This window comes from Streptomyces sp. CB01249, from assembly GCF_001905735.1.
GTDB lineage: Bacteria > Actinomycetota > Actinomycetes > Streptomycetales > Streptomycetaceae > Streptomyces.
The window spans coordinates 865,764-882,648 of record NZ_LISW01000002.1 but is presented as its reverse complement, the minus strand read 5'-3'; the positions used below and the strand labels follow the sequence as shown (position 1 = coordinate 882,648).

Here is a 16,885-nt window from a genome sequence, read left to right as displayed (position 1 = left end):
AGGCTGCGCGCGAAGGGGCCCCGATGACCCGCACCGGACACGACCGTTCCGCCGCCCCCAGCTCCACCCGTGCCGCGCTGCGCGAGGCCGCCCGTGCCCACCTGGAGGGTGGCGGCTCCGTCCTCCTCACCGGCCCGGCGGGCATCGGCAGGAGCACGGCGGCGGCACGGATCACGGATGGCCTCGCGGCACGCGGTCACCGGGTCCTGCGCTGCTCCCCGTCCCCGGCCGACCGGGACAGCCCGTTCCTCGGGCTGATCGACCTGCTGGGCCCGGCCGGTGACGAGGCCCTGGCCCCGCTGGCCGCCCATGAGCGGGCCGTGCTCGACGGCGCCCTGCTGCGCGGGACGCCGCCCGCCGGTACCGACCCCACGGGCGGCCGGGACGCGCTGGTCCTGCGGGTCGCCGTACGCAAGGTGCTCGCCGCGCTCGCCTCGGATGCCCCGCTGCTACTGGTCGTGGACGACGTGCAGTGGCTGGACGAGCCGACGGCCCGGGTCCTGCTGTTCCTGGCCCGCCGCTCGGGCCCGCACCACGCGGTGCTCGCCACCCTGCGCACCGCGCCGCACACCGGCCCGGACGCCCCGGCCGCGCGCGAGCTGTGCCCGCAGCCGGTACGGACGCTGCCGCTGCCGCCCCTGACGGTGCGCGGGATCGCGGACGTGCTCGACGCGCACGGTCTGCACGGCGGACCCGCCTGGCCCCGGCAGCTCGCCGCCCGCCTCCACGAGGCCGCGTCCGGCAATCCCCGTACCGCCCTCGAACTCGCCGCCGGGCTGCACGAGTCGGCCGCCGCCGGGGCGCCGCTCCCCGACGCCTGGGAGCCGCTGCCGGTGCCGGAATCGCTGAGCCGTCCCGTGCTGGACCGGGTGGAGGCCCTCCCGGCGCGGGCCCGGCAGCTGCTGCTCACCGCGAGCGCGGCGGTCCGCCCGACGGTGGAGCTGCTGCGCCGGGCGGGCTGCCGGCAGGCCGCGGCGGACGTCGACACCTGCGTACGGCACGGGCTGCTGGCCCCGCCGGACCGGGGCGCGCTGCGGTTCGCCGACCCGCTCACGCCGATGGTGCTGGAGGCGCGGGCCCCGTACGCGCTGCGGCTGGACGCGCACCGCGCGCTGGCCGAGGCGGCCGACGACCCGGTGGAGCGGGCCCACCACCTGGCCCGGCTGACGGCGGGGACCGACCCGGCGGTCGCGGACCGGCTGGTGGAGGCGGCGTCGGCGGCCAGGCGCCGGGGCGCACCGGGCACGGCGGCCCGGCTCGGGCGGCTCGCGGCGCGCCACACCCCGGCGGACTCCGCGCACACCGGCACGGCCCGCCGCCTGACCGCGGCCGAGGACGCGTTGGACGCGGGCGACCTGGACTTCGCCCGGGAGCTGGCGTACGAGGTGCTGGGCGACGCGGTCCGGCCCGCCGACCGGGTGCGCGCCTGGACGGTGGTCGTGGACGCCTCGGGCCAGGCGATGTCGGAGATCGCGGACGTGTTCCCGGAGGCGGTACGGGACGCGGGCGACGACCCCGGGCTGCTGGCGCCGCTGCACTACCGGATGAGCTGGCACGCGTGGATGGTGGGCGGCTCGGCCGGGCGGGCCCGCGATCACGCCGCGCGCGCCGCGGGGCTCGCCGCGCGGGCGGGCGACCGGCGCACCGAGGTGCTGGCGCTGACCCAGCAGGCGTCCCTGGAGCTGTTCCTCGGGCGCCCGGAGGCGGAGTCGACGCTCGCCGCCGCGCTGGCCGCGCCGCACGACGCGTACGCGATGAGCCACCACAACGGGCCGATCTACCTCAAGCACCGCTTCCACCTGGCGCACGACCAGCTGGACGAGGCGCGGGCGGAGCTGCGGACGCTCGTGTACACGCTGCGGCAGCGGGGGTCGGCGGACTGCCTGAGCCAGTGCCTGATCGGTCTCGCCCAGCTGGAGATCCAGCGCGGGCGCTGCCGCCAGGCGCTGTCGATGGCCAGGCAGAGCCTGCGGATCACGGAGCGGGCGGGGCTGAGCCAGGGGCCCGCCTGGTACGCGGTGGCGCTGGCCGAGACCGCGGGCGGCAGCCTGAGCCAGGCCCTGGCGGCGGCGGAGGCGGCGAGGCGGCACAGCGAGGACGACGACGACCGGCTCTTCCTGCCGAGAGCGCTGCACGCGGAGGGCCGGATCCGGCTGTTCGGCGGCGAGTCCGGGCGGGCGGCCGCGCTGCTGCGCCGGACGGCGGAGCTGGAGAGCGCCCAGGGTCAGGGCGACCCGGCGACCCGCCGCTGGCACGCCGACCTCGCGGAGGCCCTGGCGCGCTCCGGGGCGGTGGACGAGGCGGAGTCGGTGATCGACCGGGCGCGCGCCCAGGCGGCCCGGCTCGGCCGCGCCGGTGTCCTGGCGGCCCTGGACCGGGCGGCCGCGGCGGTGTGCGAGGCGCGGGGCGGGCTGGGGGCGGCGGCGGTGGGTTACGAGGAGGCGGCGGCGCGGCTGCGGGCCGCCGGGTACGTCCTGGAGGAGGCGCGGACCCGGGTGGCGCTGGGCCGGGTGCGCCGCCGCCTGGGCGACGAGGGCGCCGCGCATGCCGCGTTCACGCAGGCGCTGCGCGTGTTCACGGCGGCGGGGGCGCGGGCCTGGGTCGCGGGGGTCCGGGCGGAGCGGGACCGGGCCGAGGAGGCGCCGCTGTTCCAGGTGGACGACCGGGCGTGGCCGGAGCGGCTGAGCTCGACGGAGCGCAGTGTGGTGACGCGGGTGGCCCAGGGGGCGACCAACCGGGAGATCGCGGCGGGCCTGACGCTCAGCGTGAAGACCGTGGAGGCGGCGCTCACCCGGTCCTACCGGAAGCTGGGGGCGCGGTCCCGGGTGGAGATCGCACGGATCGTGATGACCCGGCCCGCGCCATGATGCTCCGTCAAGATCCTTGCGTACAAGCCCTCTTGACGTACAGGCCCTATTGACGAGTACACGCCCATGAGTATGGTCTAGACCTAAGGTGAGCCGTGGTCGCCCCCGGGCGTCCACCGGCGTGCGCGGGGGCTGCGGGCGGCTCCCCCCTCGCCACCGGCCGTACCCCTGCCCCCACCGCGCCGGCACCCCCCTGACGAGGCCGCTGCCCGGTGCGGGCATGTCCGACCGCTGCCGTCACCCCGCGGCAGTCCCCAGCGAAGGAGTTGGCATGAACGCGAAGCGAAAACTGGCCCTCGTGCTCGGTGCGGGAGTCGCCCCCCTGCTCGCGGTGGTCCTGCCGGCCACCACGGCCAGCGCGCACGGTTACGTCTCCTCGCCGCCGAGCCGCCAGGCCCAGTGCGCCGCGGGCACCGTCGACTGCGGCCAGATCAAGTACGAGCCGCAGAGCGTCGAGGGCCCCAAGGGCCTGATGAGCTGTAGCGGAGGAAACGCGCAGTTCGCCGAGCTGGACAACGACAGCAAGGGCTGGAAGGCCACCCCGGTCGGCAGCTCCGCCGACTTCTCCTGGACCCTGACGGCCCGCCACGCCACGAGCACCTGGCAGTACTACATCGGCGGCTCGAAGATCGCGGAGTTCAACGACAACGGCGCCCAGCCCGGCGCCACCAAGACCCACCACGTGAACTTCGGCAGCTACTCCGGCCGCCAGAAGGTGCTGGCCGTCTGGAACATCGCGGACACCGCCAACGCGTTCTACGCCTGCATCGACCTCCAGATCGGCGGGGGCGGCACCCCCGGCGACGGTGACGGCGGCGACCCGGGCGACTGCGCCGCCTCGGCGTGGGAGGCCGGCCGCGTGTACAACGGCGGCGACACGGTCTCGTACAACGGGCACACCTGGCGCGCCAAGTGGTGGGTCCAGGGCGACCAGCCCGGCACGACCGGCGAGTGGGGCGTCTGGGAGGACCTCGGCACCTGCTGACGCACGTCTCTCCGCGGGGCTCCGGCCCCGCGGAGAGGTACGTACGGGACCGGGCTCATGCCGCGTACGACGCGGCCCGCTCGCTGGCCCCGGCGGTGAGGACCTTGCGGGTGACGCGCTCGGCGATCGCGGCGACCAGGGTGCGCGGCCGGCGCGGCAGCAGGTGCGCGGACAGGGCGTTGCCGAACCCCGGGGTGACATAGGCGCGGTCGCGGTCGAGGGCGGCCAGCGCGGCGCGCACGACCGGCTCCGGCGTGCTCATCGACCCGTTGACGGCCGCCTCACGGGTCCCGATGGCCTCGAAGAACGGGGTGTCGACGGGCCCGGGGCACAGGGTGAGCACGCGCACGCCGCGCCCGCGGCACTCCTGACGCAGCGACAGCCCGAAGTTCAGCACGAACGCCTTGGCCGAGCTGTAGACCGCGAAGTACGGGGCGGGCTGGAAGGCCGCGGTGGAGGCGACGTTGACGACGGCGCCGGTGCCGCGTTCCAGCATGCCGGGGAGCAGGGCGTGGGTGAGGCCGACGAGCGCGACGACATTGACCATCAGCTGGTCGTGGTCGCGCCCCGCGTCGATGCCCTCGAAGCGCCCGCAGGTCCCGAACCCCGCGTTGTTGACGAGCATGCCGATGCTCAGCCCGCGCTCGTCGAGCCGTTCGGCGACCGCGCGGGCGGCGCCGGGCTCGGCGAGGTCCTGGACGAGGACGTGGGCGCGTACACCGTGCTCGGCCTCCAGCCGCGCGGCGAGGGCGGTGAGCCGGCCCTCGGAACGCGCGACCAGGACCAGGTCGTGCCCACGGGCGGCGAGCTGGGCGGCGAATTCCGCGCCGAGCCCGGAGGAGGCACCGGTGACGAGAGCGGTTGCAGGCATGGGAGGTCTCCTGAGTGAGGCGCGAACGGACCGAACATCTGCAACAAGAGAGTACCCATTCCCTCCCTATCTGCAACACCAATGTCCCACATACTCAAAAGATGGCGCACCGGTGTTACGTTTCAGGGGTTCGGGCAGCAAAGTGGACGAGGAGTGGACGATGGCCGGCGAGACAACGGCACGGCCGCTGCGGGCGGACGCGGAGCGCAGCGTGCGCCTGATCCTGGAGGCGGCGGAACGCCTGCTGTCCAAGGACCCGGGCGCCTCGATGGAACAGATCGCGGCCGAGGCGGGCGTCTCCCGCACGACGATCCACCGCCGCTTCGCACACCGCCAGGCACTGATCGACGCCCTGGCCCTGTCGGCGGCCCGCCAGCTCGCCCAGGCGGTGGACGACGGCCGCCCCACCACCGCCCCGCCCCTGGTGGCCCTGCACCGCATCACGGCCAACGTCCTGGAGGTCAAGGGCGCCTGGACCTTCGCCCTCAGCCTCCCCGCCACCCCCGGCACGGAGGCGGCCGCCCTCCACGAAACGATGACCGAACACTGCCTCGCAGTCCTGGCCCGCGCCCGCGAGGACCACCTCATCGCCCCCTCGTCCGACCTCCCCTGGCTCCAACGCGTCTACTACGCCCTCCTCGGCGAAACGCTGCACGGCAACCCGAACGACCCGGTCACGGACCCGGACGCACTGGCGGCGCGGGTGGTGGAGACGTTCCTGCGGGGGGCGGGGGGACGGGGCTGAGGCATCCCGGTTGTCAGTGCCCACTGCTTTCATGACGCCATGAGCACCGCACGCGAAACCGCAGCCCTCCTCCCCGCCCCCGAGGAACTGCGCGTCCACTTGAAGGCACTGGCGACCCTGGATGCCACGATCGGCGACGACCCGCTGTTCGTCTGCTACACCTTCGATACGGCGTGGGACCCCGGCGAGGAAGTGGCCCTGATGAACAACGGCTCGGGCGACGACTTCTCCGTGCACTTCACCCCGGCCGGCGTGCTCATCCGGGGCTTCGACCACGAGTCGGCGATGAGCCCGTACGTGAACGAGGAGGTCTGGCCGGGCCTCATAGACGAGGTACCGGCCTCACTGAGCCCGATCCTGCACAACCCGGCCTTTTGCGACGAGGACATCGACGTCCCACGCGTCACCGCGTGCCTGTGGCAGGAGACCGGTGACACTCTCTGGCACACCGGCACATCCATCGACTTCCCGCCGGACAACGCGGACCCGGACGGCTCCGGCTTCCTCTTCGACCTCCTCACGGACCGCTCCCCCGAGACCGTCCAGGCGTACTTCGCGGACTACTACGAACGCCCCGTCCCCCTGGAAGCCATCCGCCACGTCCTGGCGGGCCTCCCCCTCACTCCGGCGGTGACAAAGGCCCTCAACCCGGCCGCCGTCCCGCTCCGCGAGACCGCCGAGTGACCACGGACCTCATGGTGTCTCCTTGCTGACGAGTCAGCCGATCCATCCCGTGATGGCATCGGCCAGCGCCTGCCCGCCCTCCTGAACCGCAGTCCCGACAACCAGTGCGGGCAACGTCCGTGCCAGCTGCATCAGCACACCCTCGTCGGGCGGTGACGCGGCAAGCTGGGCGTCGATCGTCTCCGTCACGCCCCGCAGGACGGGCGCGGTGGCCAAGTCCTGCTGATTCCGATCCAGTTCGGCGCGGAACGCGGTGAGCAGGTCGCGTACGTCCTCGGGGCCCGCGGTGTTCCGGACCGACGCCGACTGGTGTACACCGGAGATGTCCCGTCCGACGACGTTCTGAATCGGGGCGACGCTGTCGCCGCCGATGTGGATGGCCGAGCTGGGTTCCCTGTCCGGGTCGGGGCGTCGACGGCCGATCATCACTTGCCTCCTTGGGGTGGGCTGCCCTGGCTCACGCCGCTGATGTTGCTGCCGGCGACGTTCTGGATGGGTGCGTGGTTGTCGCCGTACACCTGGATGTTGGTGATCACGGCAGCCACCTGCTGTTCGTAGGGGGCGGTATCGACGCCCAGCTCTTCGAGATACTCGGCCACAGTCCGGAAGACACAGGTCTGCATGAGGACGACGTGCCTCTTGGCGTCGTCGCTCTGGTGCATGTCCGTGACTTCCTCGATGGAGTAGCGGTCACGGACACTGACGGGGTCCTTCTCCTCGCCCCGGCCGTCGCCGCCCTCTTCCTGGTGCTTCGCCAGCCCCCGTCCGAGGCGGGCCGAGAACCGCCAGGCAGCCAACGGACCCACCACCGCGTCCAACAAGGACTGCACGGTGAGCCAGCGAAGGAGCCGGAAGTGCCGGAGCGCCAGCGGCGCGTCCGTCCCGCGCAGCTCGTTGTACACCGGTGTCACGACGTGCGGCCGGACCGTCAAATGGAGTTCCCCGGCCTCCAGGGCCGCGTGAACGAACACGGTGACCACGACCTCGCCGTCCCAGGTCACGCACTGGGCGCGCATATACAGGCGGTCAGGCACACTCGACGGCGACAGCCGACCACGGCCACGAAGTTTCGGCTCCCCCGCCTTCGCATTTCGCGTGCGCAGCAGCCACAAATCCGAAGGAAGACCGACCACCTCGGAGGCCGTGAAGCCCGGCAGCGGTTCGGTGATCTCCTGCGGACCTCGCCCCAGGTCCTCCAACGCCTCACGCATGCGGGCCAGCAGCTCGCGATCCTCGAACGGATCAACTGCCCCCTTCGCATCCTTGGGCTTCAACGGAACATTCATGTCCGCGATGCCCCAGACGTAGCGCCCGGCACCGACGAAACGCTCCGGTACGTCGTACGGCAGCTCTGTGAGCCCCTGCCCCTCCTTCAGCCGAGCGAACCGCCGCTTGCCCTTCGGGGCCATCCACGGCAGTCGCCCGGAGGCAATCTCGCCGCCGACGACCCGGCCCAGCGAGGCGCGGGCCACGAGCCGGTCTGCGGCAAACACAACGGCCCCGCCGATGAGCAGCACAAACGGCGCGAGAGCCAATTCGAGCCGTATGCCGACGACTTGGCCGTCAATAGGCCATTTGTAAGGAACGACAGCCAGCAGCCACGGCACGCAGAGCACCATGTACGCCAGGCCGGGCCGGGAAGAACGACCCGCCGCCCTCGGCTTCCGCTCCGCCCTAGCCGCCGCCCAGCGCAGGAAAAGCGCCAGAAGGACGGCGGCGCCCCAGACCGCAGAAGCCCAAGGAGCGACACCCGCGACGGCCACGAACACGAGGAGAAGCGCCGCGCGCCGTGCCCAGCGCCGCCGCCGGACACGAAGTCCGTGCGCCACCACCGGCCCAAGGTCGAACCCGTAGGACGGGACCGGCCACGGAGGCCCGTGCACGACATGATCCACGACCCACTGCGCCATCTGCTCGCCCAGAGGCGGACAGTCGTCGCTGCCCTCAAGGTAAATACGCCGTCGGGCACTCCGGCGCGGCTTCTCGGGCTTGTCACCCCTGCCAAGAAGCTTGCGCCACCACGCCTTGATCGGCTTCAAGCGGTCAGGGCGCGCATACATGCTCTGACACAACAGCTTGGTCACCACGGACGCCGTGGGGTTTACCTCGCCGCCGTGCTCCCCGGCATCATCCGGCGCCCTCCGATTCTGGCTGGGAATCCCCGGAAGCCCTCCCGCCGCCAAGCCCTCATGCCGCTGGGCACGCAGCTCCCGTTCCCGCCCCATGACTCCGCCCCCGTTGTTCGGTACGGCGGGCATCATCGCCGCGCCCGGCAGCGACGACCAGACCACAAACGCGACATTGCTCGCACATCTTCACACCCGTGCGGATTGTCCGAATCCAACCCCTAGGTCTGATCGATCGAAACAGTGGTGTACACATGGCACACTCGGTACGCTTGATCGCATGACGCAGCCGCAACCCATAGAGTCCATCCGCACGGTACGCGCGCACTTGGCCGAGGTCGTGGAGCGTGCCGACCGGGACGACGTACCCACCGTGATCACCCGACGGGGCAAGCAGGTCGCTGCCGTCGTCTCCATCGAGGTGCTGCGCAAGTACCAGGAGTGGGAAGAGCGCGAGATCAACCGGATCATCGACGAGCGTATGAGCAACTCCGCACCCGGCACCCCGATCGAGGACGTCATGAGGGAGACGCTGGAACGCGGTGAGTAAGTACCGAACCGTCTTCCGCCCCGAGGCCCAGGCCGAACTCCGAACGATCCCGCGCGGCATGGCCCTACGCATCCTGGCCAAACTGACCGAGCTGGAGAGCAATCCCCTGGGCTTCAACACCACCGCGCTCGTGTCACGGCCGGACCGTCGCCGCCTGCGAGTCGGCGACTACCGAGTCGTGTACACAATCGACAACGGAGAGGTCGTGGTGTGGGTCGTCCATATCGGGCATCGCTCCACCGTGTACGACACCTGAGCTCCGCTGAATCCCCTGTACCTACGGCACAGCCCCCGGTACGAGCGAAGGGGCCGACTCCCACGGAGTCGACCCCTTGTGAACGGCACGCTTGCCACGTCAGCCACGCGGCGACGTGTCATCCGCTCACACGTTGAACCTGAACTCCACCACGTCCCCGTCCTGCATCACGTACTCCTTGCCCTCCATGCGGGCCTTGCCCGCTGCGCGGGCTTCGGCTACTGAGCCGGTTTCGGTCAGGTCCTCGAAGGAGATGATCTCCGCCTTGATGAAGCCCTTCTGGAAGTCGGTGTGGATGACACCGGCCGCCTCGGGGGCCGTGGCGCCCTTCTTGATGGTCCAGGCGCGGGTTTCCTTGGGGCCTGCCGTGAGGTACGTCTGGAGGCCCAGGGTGTCGAAGCCGACGCGGCCGAGGGTGGCGAGGCCGGGTTCTTCCTGGCCCATGGACTGGAGGAGTTCCAGGGCCTCGTCGTCGTCCAGCTCGATCAGCTCGGACTCGATCTTGGCGTTCAGGAAGATCGCCTCGGCGGGAGCGACCAGGGCGCGCTGTTCGTTCTTGAAGTCCTCGTCCACCAGCTCGTCCTCGTCCACGTTGAACACGTAGATGAAGGGCTTGGTGGTGAGGAGGTGGAGCTCGTGGAGGAGGCGGCCCTTCTCCGTGGCGGCGGTGATGCCCGCGTGGAAGAGGGTGTCGCCGGCTTCGAGGATCTTCTGCGCCTCCTCGACCGCCGCGAGGACCGCGACCTTCTCCTTCTGGAGGCGGGACTCCTTCTGGAGGCGCGGGATCGCCTTCTCGACCGACTGGAGGTCCGCGAGGATCAGCTCGGTGTTGATCGTCTCGATGTCGTCCTTGGGCGAGACCTTGCCGTCGACGTGGACGACGTTCTCGTCCTTGAACGCGCGGATGACCTGGCAGATCGCGTCCGACTCGCGGATGTTCGCGAGGAACTTGTTGCCCAGGCCCTCGCCCTCGCTCGCGCCCCGTACGATCCCTGCGATGTCCACGAAGTCCACCGTCGCCGGGAGGATCTTCTGCGAGCCGAAGATCTTCGCCAGGGCGTCCAGGCGGTGGTCCGGGACGCCGACCACGCCGACGTTCGGCTCGATCGTGGCGAACGGGTAGTTGGCCGCCAGCACGTCGTTCTTGGTCAGGGCGTTGAACAGGGTCGACTTGCCGACATTCGGCAGTCCGACGATTCCGATACTAGTACTCATGCCACAAACGTCCGCTCAGGATCAAGAAGGGTGGGGTCGGCCGCGACGGCGGCCCAGGCGCGCCATCGTCCACGTGCGCCTATCACGGTACAGGGACGGGGCCGAGGAGATCTCCTCGGTCAGAACCAGTGCAGGCAGTGCGGGGACAGGTCGCTCGCGAACAGCGCGTCCGCGCGGGCGGCGGCGGCCGGGTCGTGCGCCCGGATGTGTCCGGCCCGTACGAGCGTGCTCGGGCGGGTGCCGCCGAGGTAGACCGAGCCCAGGTCCCGTACGTCCAGCGACAGGTCCGGCCGCCGGTCCGTCGCCACGCACTCCGCCCTGCCGTCGCGGACGGTCAGCAGGTAGCGGCCGTGCTCGCCCAGGAACGGATCGGCCACGTCCAGCACCAGCTCCCCGTCCGTGAACCAGCCGCGCGCCGTCAGCGCACGCGGTACGTCGAGGAGGCGCACCCAGAGCCAGTCGGTGTGGCCGCCGACCTCACCGGCCCGGATGTCCGCGAGCTGCCAGCGCAGCGGGTGCTCCGGCGGGACGTGGCGGAACACGACCTGGGAGACCAGGTCGTGCCCGAGGGCGTACCGGGCGAGGGCGGTGAAGGCCGCGTCGTCCACGGCGATGGTCTCGTCCACCGTCAGGGTGCCGGACTCGGTCGAGTAGCTGGCGTACCCGTCCGGCGTGCCGTCCGCGTCCCGGTGCACGGCCACGTAGCGAGGGGCCCGGGAGACCGGCGGCTGGCCCGCGCCCAGCTCCCACCAGCGGTGCGGCCGGGACAGCGCGCCGGGCTGCGCGCGGCGGTACCGGTCGTAGACCGCTTCGAGGATCTCCCCGCAGTCGGCACGCGGCAGGACCTCCACGGAGCCGGTGCCGTCCTCGGCCGCGCCGCCCCTCCGCGCCGCGGGCTCCGCCCGGTGCCGGGGCACCGTCAGCCGGGCCGTCGACGTCGCGGGGCCGTACCCGAACCGGCCGTAGATCCGCGCCTCCGAGGCCAGCAGCACCGACAGGAACTCGCCCCGCTCCCGCACCTCGGCGAGCTGGTGGCGCATCATCGCGCTGAGCACGCCGCGCCGCCGGTGCGAGGGCACGACGCCTACGGCGGTCACTCCGGCGGCCGGAACGGGCTTTCCGCCGGGCAACGTGAGCTCGAAGGAGTACGCGGCGGCGGTGCCCACGGGCTTTCCGTCCGGTGCCACGGCGAGCAGGCCGCGCTCCATCTCCAGCGCCGACCACCAGCGTCCGCCGTCCGCGACCGGGGCCTCCGGGAACTGCCCGAAGGCCGTGTGGACGGTGGCGACGAAGACCTCGAAGTCCTCGTCGGTCGTGGGGCGGATCTCCATCACTGGCGTTTCTCCTCGGGTTCGGAAAGGGGCCCAGCGTACGGGCGGCTCCGCGCCCGGTGCACCGGATTACTGGGGGGCGGAGCGCAGGGTCACGGCCCCGCGGAAGCCCCCCGGCGCCATCCTCGACATCGCGTCCAGCGAAGCGTCCGGCACCGGCAGCAGGTGGGCGTCGACCCAGGTGTCCCCGGTCGCCCCGTTGGCCCACGGGTCGTCGATCACCACGGCACCGGGCACGACGCCGTGGCAGAGGACCCAGTGCGGCACCTCGAACCCCTGCATCGCGGCGAGCGAGAGCAGCAGGAGTACGTGGTCCTGCCGGCCGATCGCGTCCCGGACCGCGCTCAGCGGAAGGTGGTCCGCGTCGACCGGGACGCCGACGCTTTCGGCCTCCGTACGGGACACCCGCTGGAGCAGCGCGCGCCACTCCTGGTCGCCCGGGCCGAGGTGGTCGAGCATGACCGGCCGGTCCGTATCGAGGTGGACCGTCACCCCGTACGACGGCCGCGCGCGACGCAGGGCGACGCCCAGGCCGACAGGCTCGCAGGCCATGAAGTTGGTCGCGTCCCGCCACAGCGTCAGTTCCGCCCGGCGGTCCAGCGCCTCCCGGGGCAGGACGCCCGCGTGCACCTGCGCGACGAGGGCGGTGACGGCGCCGCAGCTGAAGTGGGTGGTCTGCCCGTAGTACGGAGGCGCGGTCACCGCGTCGTCGTTGAGCCAGCGGACGTAACCGGTGTCCGGCCCGTTCGCGCCCTCCGACTGCGAGAGCGGCGGCTCCAGAGCGGCGAAGCCCGCGGCGGCGGCCTCCGAGGGCGTGACCGTCCACCCCTCCCACTTCAGCTGGACGAGCCCCCGCTCGCGCGCGTGCGCGGCGACGGCCTCGATGACGGCCGGTACGTCACCGACGGCGTCCACGATCTTCAGATACGCCGTACCGGGGCGGGCGGTCACGACCGCGGCGCCCGCCCACTCCTCGCCGTCACCGCGCACGGCCACGAGGTGCGGGGCGTGCGCGGAGCGGTCGACCGCGTCCCAGCGCTCCGCCACCTCCGGGGGGACGAGCGGGGCGGGCGCGATGCCGGGCTCGTAGGGCACGGGCCCTTCTTGCAGGGAGAACGTCATTCGAATGCTCCAGAGAAAATCACGCGCGGGACTGCTTCAGCACCCACACGAAGTACGGCGCGCCCACCAGCGCGATCATCAGCCCCGCCGGCACCTGGGAGGGGGCCGCGACGGTGCGCCCGAGCGCGTCCGCCACGCACACCAGCACCCCGCCGAGCAGCATCGCGACCGGGATCGTCCGGGCCTGCCGGGCGCCCACCAGGGAACGGGCGAGGTGCGGGGCGACGAGCCCCACGAAGCCGACGACCCCGATGGCGATCACGCTGAGCGCGGCGAGCACGGCGGCGATCGCCAGGGCCGCGAAGCGGGTGCGCTCCACCCTGACGCCGACGATGCGCGGGGTGTCCTCGTCGACGGCGAGCAGGTCGAGCCGTTCGCGCATGACCAGCAGTACGGGAAGGGCGAGGGCCAGCGCCACCGCGACCGGGACGGTGTCGGAGAACGTACGGCCGTAGGTCGTGCCGGAGAGCCAGGTGAAGATGCGGGGCGTGTTGTACGGGTCGGCGCGCAGCAGCAGGAACGTGGTCACGGCGCTGAGGCCGTACCCCACCCCGATGCCGATCAGGACGAACCGGTCGGGCAGGAAGCCCCCGCGCCAGGCCAGCAGGGCGATCACCGCGAAGGTGGCGAGCCCGGCCGCGACGGCGACCGCGACGAGCACCGTCTGTCCGCCGCCGAGCCCCGAGGTGACGACGCCCGCGGCGCCGAGACCGGCGCCCGCCGTGATGCCGAGGATCCCCGGCTCCGCGAGCGGGTTGCGTACGGTGCCCTGCACCACGCATCCGGCGAGTCCGAGCGCCATGCCGGCGAGGATCGCGGCGGTGACCCGGGGCACCCGGTCGTCCAGGGCGGCGCCGATCAGGTCGGGGGCGGTGCCCTGGATCCAGAGGGCGATGTCCCCGGTCTTCAGCCAGAGGCTCCCGGCCAGGGTGCCGACGAGGGCGGCCACGGCCAGCAGGACCGCCGCGCCGGTGACGACGAGGAGGTAGGCGCGCCGGGACCGGGCGGCGACCCGGGCCCGTGGCGGCTGCTGGATCCGGCCCGTGTCGCGCAGCCGCAGCGCGAGGACCACGATCACGACGGAGCCGAGCAGCGCGGTCGGCACCCCGGTGGGGATGGAGGCCGCCCCGTCCGCCCCCTGCACCGCGCGCAGGACGGCGTCCGCGAGCAGGATGAGCAGCGCGCCGAGCAGGCCGGCCGCGGGGATCAGGAGCAGGTGGCGGCGCAGCCCGCGGACCCGGCCCGCGATCAGGCGGGCGAGGACGGGGGCGCCGAGGCCGACGAACGCCATCGGGCCCGCGAGGGTGACCGAGGTGCTGGTCAGGAGGACCGCGCAGACCACGGCGAACACCCGGGTGCTCCGGATCGGGACGCCGAGGGTGGCCGCGGTGTCGTCGCCCAGGTTCATCACGTCGAGGCGCCGGGAGAGGGCGAGGGCGGCGCAGAGCACGAGGACGACGAGGGGGATGGCGCGCAGCGACGCGTCGATGTCGAGCTGCGAGAGCGAGCCGCTGCCCCAGGCGTAGAGGCCGGTGGTGTTCTGCTTGAACAGGATGAGGAGCATCCCGGTCGCGGAGTCCAGGGCCATCGCCAGCGCCGATCCGGCGAGGATGAGGCGGGTGCCCGAGGTGCCCGCCGCCCGGCCCGCGAGGAGCAGGACGAGCGCCGCCGCGACCAGTCCGCCGGCGAAGGCGACGACGCCCGAGGCCCACAGCGGTACGGAGAGGCCGAAGGCGGCGACCAGCGAGACGGCGAAGTAGGACCCGGCCGAGACCGCGAGGGTGTCGGGCGAGGCCAGCGCGTTGTGCGTGACGGACTGGAGCAGGGTGCCGGCGCAGCCCAGCGCGAAGCCGACCGCGACGCCCGCGAAGAGGCGCGGCAGCCGGGAGCCGGTGAGGATTTCGCCGACCGGGGCGCCGTCGGCGCTGTCCTCCGCCCCGGCGAGGTGGCGCACGAGGTCGCCGACGCCGACGCCGGAGGTGCCCTGGGTCAGGTGCCACAGGCCCACCAGGACGGTCGCGGCGAGGAGGACGGCCAGGACGGCCGCCCCGGCGGGAGCGCCGCCGCGTTCCTTGAGCGGACGCGTGGGCGCTCCCTCGGTGGGTACGGCGCTCACTTCTTGTCGAGTACGTCGACGTAGGCGTCGATCGCCTGCTCGTTGGAGCGGGGGCCGCCGGCGCCCCAGACCCGGGCCGGGAAGGCGTGGGCGCGGCCTTCCTTGACGGCCGGGAGCTTCTTCCAGATCGGGTTCTTCTGAAGCGCGGCGACGTAGCCGCCGGCGCCCTCGTCGTTGGCGTAGAAGAGGTTGGCGTCGCCCACCGCGACGAGGCCCTCGACGTCGGTCTGCGCGAGGCCGTAGGCGGGGTCGACGCCTCCGTCGCCGTGCTCCTTGTTGACGCTGCTGGTCCACGCGGGCTTCAGGCCGAGCTCCTTGCCCAGCTCGGTGAAGAGGGCGCCGTCGCTGTAGGGGCGGACGGTGAGGTTGTTGCCCTCCAGCCAGCCGTCGAAGAACACGAAGTCCTTCGTCGGCAGGTCGGCGTCGGTGACCTGCTGCTTGGCCTTCGCCAGGTGGGCGTCGAACTCCTTGAGCACCTGGTCGGCGCGCTCGGTGCGGCCGGTGGCCTCGCCGATCATGCTGAAGACCTGGCGCATGTTGCCGATCGGGTCCTTCGGGTTGGCGCCGCGCGTGGCGAGCACGGGGACGCCGCGCTTCTCCAGCTTCTTGATCATCTCGTCCTTGGCGTCGAACGCCTCCACGACGATGAGATCGGGCTTGGCCGCGTACAGGGTGTCGAGGTCGGGCTCCTCGCGGGTGCCGATGTCGGTCACCCCGCCGGGCAGCTTCTCCGCGCTGACCCAGGTGCTGTAGCCCTTCGCGTCGGAGACGGCCGCGGGGGTGACGCACAGCGTCAGGGCGTCCTCGACCTGCTGCCACTCCAGGACCGCGATGCGCTTGGCGGGCTTGTCGAGCTTCACCTGCCGGCCGACGCCGTCCGTGAGGGAGACCGGCTTCGTCGACGTGGTCGTGGTGTCGTCGGCGCAGCTCTTCGACGCGGGGGCGGCCTTGGCGCTGCTCTTGGCCGTGACGTCGTCGGCGTTCGTCGTACCGCAGGACGCGAGGGCGAACAGGGCGAGCCCGGTGGTGGCTGCGGCCGTGAGGCGGCTGGCGCGGTTCATGGAGGGTCCTCTTTCTCAAATTTTCGAACGTTGCGTCGGAGCGCCGCACGGCTGCTCCGGAAGGGGGTGGGGCCTCGTCAGGTGAGGTGGCGCCCGAGGGGGTCGATGCGCAGTCGGCCCGTACGCGGGTCGAGGGCGACGTCGACGCGGATGTCGTAGACCAGGCCGATGTTCTCGGCGGTGAGCACGTCGGCCGGGGCGCCCGCCGCGTGGATACGCCCGGCGTGCATGAGGACGAGCGTGTCGGCGATCCGGGACGCCTGGTCGAGGTCGTGGAGCACGATGCCGACGGCGAGGCCGTGCCGCTCCACGAGGTCCCGGACCAGGTCGAGCGTCTCGAACTGGTAGCGCAGGTCCAGGTGGTTGGTCGGTTCGTCCAGCAGCACGACGCCGGTGTCCTGGGCGAGGCAGGCCGCGAGCCAGACGCGCTGCATCTCGCCGCCGGAGAGCTCCCCGACCTGCCGGTCCGCCATGTCCCGGACGCCGGTGACGCCCATGGCGCGGTCGACGGCGGCGCCGTCCTCGGGGGTGGGTCCGGCGAAGCCGCGCCGGTAGGGGTGGCGCCCGAAGGCCACGACCTCGGCGACCGTCAGCCCCTGGGGCGCGGGCCGCGACTGGGAGAACAGGGTGACCTCGCGGGCGAAGCCGCGCGGGCTGAGCAGCGCCGCGTCGCGCTCGGCCGCTCCGTCGGGGGCGCCGAGGGTGACCTTGCCGCCGTCCACCGGGTGCAGCCGGGACAGCGCGCGCAGCAGCGTGGACTTGCCGCTGCCGTTCGGCCCCACGAGGGCGGTTACGCGGCCGGGCTCCAGGGTGACCGAGACGCCGTGGACGACCGGCTCGCCGCCGTAGCGCAGCACCAGGTCGCGCCCGTGGAGCGCGGACGCCGGTGCGGCGGGGCCGTCCGGGAGTCTTCCGGCACGGCGGAAGGGGCTTGTGAACATGAGGAGGTCCGGGTG

Annotated in this window: 15 protein-coding genes; 6 read left to right on the top strand and 9 right to left on the bottom strand. The window is 72.6% G+C overall.

Features of this window, described 5'->3' with window-relative positions:
- Positions 1–23: 23 nt before the first annotated feature.
- Both AMK18_RS12500 and AMK18_RS12495 read left to right on the top strand, forming a co-directional pair.
- Positions 24–2,867 carry an AAA family ATPase gene (locus AMK18_RS12500; RefSeq protein ID WP_073862837.1) on the top strand — a complete coding sequence of 948 codons (2,844 nt, stop codon included), beginning with the start codon at positions 24–26 and terminating at the stop codon, positions 2,865–2,867.
- 271 nt (positions 2,868–3,138) lie between these two features.
- Positions 3,139–3,852 (top strand): lytic polysaccharide monooxygenase, encoded by a 714-nt coding sequence (locus AMK18_RS12495; RefSeq protein ID WP_018100883.1) that lies wholly within the window; start codon positions 3,139–3,141, stop codon positions 3,850–3,852.
- Positions 3,853–3,907: 55 nt separating this feature from the next.
- On the opposite strand, the gene AMK18_RS12490 is transcribed toward AMK18_RS12495, so the two are convergent.
- Positions 3,908–4,723: an SDR family NAD(P)-dependent oxidoreductase gene (locus AMK18_RS12490; protein WP_073862835.1), complete on the bottom strand. Its 816-nt coding sequence runs from the start codon at positions 4,721–4,723 to the stop codon at positions 3,908–3,910.
- A gap of 160 nt (positions 4,724–4,883) precedes the next feature.
- On the opposite strand from AMK18_RS12490, the gene AMK18_RS12485 reads away from it, so the two are divergent.
- Entirely contained in the window at positions 4,884–5,468 is a 585-nt protein-coding gene (locus tag AMK18_RS12485) for a TetR/AcrR family transcriptional regulator (RefSeq protein ID WP_018100885.1), read from the top strand.
- Positions 5,469–5,507: 39 nt separating this feature from the next.
- On the top strand, positions 5,508–6,152 hold the full coding sequence (locus tag AMK18_RS12480; protein WP_073862834.1) for a hypothetical protein: 645 nt from the start codon (positions 5,508–5,510) through the stop codon (positions 6,150–6,152).
- 33 nt (positions 6,153–6,185) lie between these two features.
- On the opposite strand, the gene AMK18_RS12475 is transcribed toward AMK18_RS12480, so the two are convergent.
- Entirely contained in the window at positions 6,186–6,578 is a 393-nt protein-coding gene (locus AMK18_RS12475) for a hypothetical protein (protein WP_241836569.1), read from the bottom strand.
- A complete protein-coding gene (locus AMK18_RS35205) occupies positions 6,578–8,236 on the bottom strand; it encodes a hypothetical protein (protein WP_241836554.1) in 1,659 nt (552 codons plus the stop codon). The genes AMK18_RS12475 and AMK18_RS35205 overlap by 1 nt, the downstream gene beginning before the upstream one ends.
- Before the next feature lie 322 nt (positions 8,237–8,558).
- Here AMK18_RS35205 and AMK18_RS12465 point away from each other — a divergent pair, with 322 nt between their 5' ends.
- Both AMK18_RS12465 and AMK18_RS12460 read left to right on the top strand, forming a co-directional pair.
- Positions 8,559–8,828 (top strand): type II toxin-antitoxin system Phd/YefM family antitoxin, encoded by a 270-nt coding sequence (locus AMK18_RS12465; RefSeq protein ID WP_073862831.1) that lies wholly within the window; start codon positions 8,559–8,561, stop codon positions 8,826–8,828.
- The gene (locus tag AMK18_RS12460) at positions 8,821–9,084 is read left to right on the top strand and encodes a type II toxin-antitoxin system RelE family toxin (RefSeq protein ID WP_073862830.1); all 264 of its coding nucleotides are present in this window, start codon (positions 8,821–8,823) and stop codon (positions 9,082–9,084) included. The genes AMK18_RS12465 and AMK18_RS12460 overlap by 8 nt, the downstream gene beginning before the upstream one ends.
- Positions 9,085–9,210: 126 nt before the next feature.
- Here AMK18_RS12460 and ychF read toward each other — a convergent pair whose 3' ends face one another.
- The 6 genes from ychF to AMK18_RS12430 form a co-directional block, all read right to left on the bottom strand.
- Positions 9,211–10,299 carry a redox-regulated ATPase YchF gene (ychF, locus tag AMK18_RS12455; RefSeq protein ID WP_073862829.1) on the bottom strand — a complete coding sequence of 363 codons (1,089 nt, stop codon included), beginning with the start codon at positions 10,297–10,299 and terminating at the stop codon, positions 9,211–9,213.
- A gap of 119 nt (positions 10,300–10,418) precedes the next feature.
- Entirely contained in the window at positions 10,419–11,630 is a 1,212-nt protein-coding gene (locus AMK18_RS12450; protein ID WP_073862827.1) for a GNAT family N-acetyltransferase, read from the bottom strand.
- A gap of 69 nt (positions 11,631–11,699) precedes the next feature.
- On the bottom strand, positions 11,700–12,752 hold the full coding sequence (locus tag AMK18_RS12445; protein ID WP_073862825.1) for a peptidase C39 family protein: 1,053 nt from the start codon (positions 12,750–12,752) through the stop codon (positions 11,700–11,702).
- Positions 12,753–12,771: 19 nt separating this feature from the next.
- Positions 12,772–14,868, bottom strand: a complete 2,097-nt coding sequence (locus AMK18_RS12440; RefSeq protein WP_073862824.1) for an iron ABC transporter permease — start codon at positions 14,866–14,868, stop codon at positions 12,772–12,774.
- A complete protein-coding gene (locus AMK18_RS12435) occupies positions 14,865–15,929 on the bottom strand; it encodes an ABC transporter substrate-binding protein (protein ID WP_018100902.1) in 1,065 nt (354 codons plus the stop codon). Before AMK18_RS12435 ends, AMK18_RS12440 begins: the two co-directional genes overlap by 4 nt.
- A 77-nt stretch (positions 15,930–16,006) precedes the next feature.
- Positions 16,007–16,870 carry an ABC transporter ATP-binding protein gene (locus AMK18_RS12430; protein ID WP_018100903.1) on the bottom strand — a complete coding sequence of 288 codons (864 nt, stop codon included), beginning with the start codon at positions 16,868–16,870 and terminating at the stop codon, positions 16,007–16,009.
- Positions 16,871–16,885 lie beyond the last annotated feature (15 nt).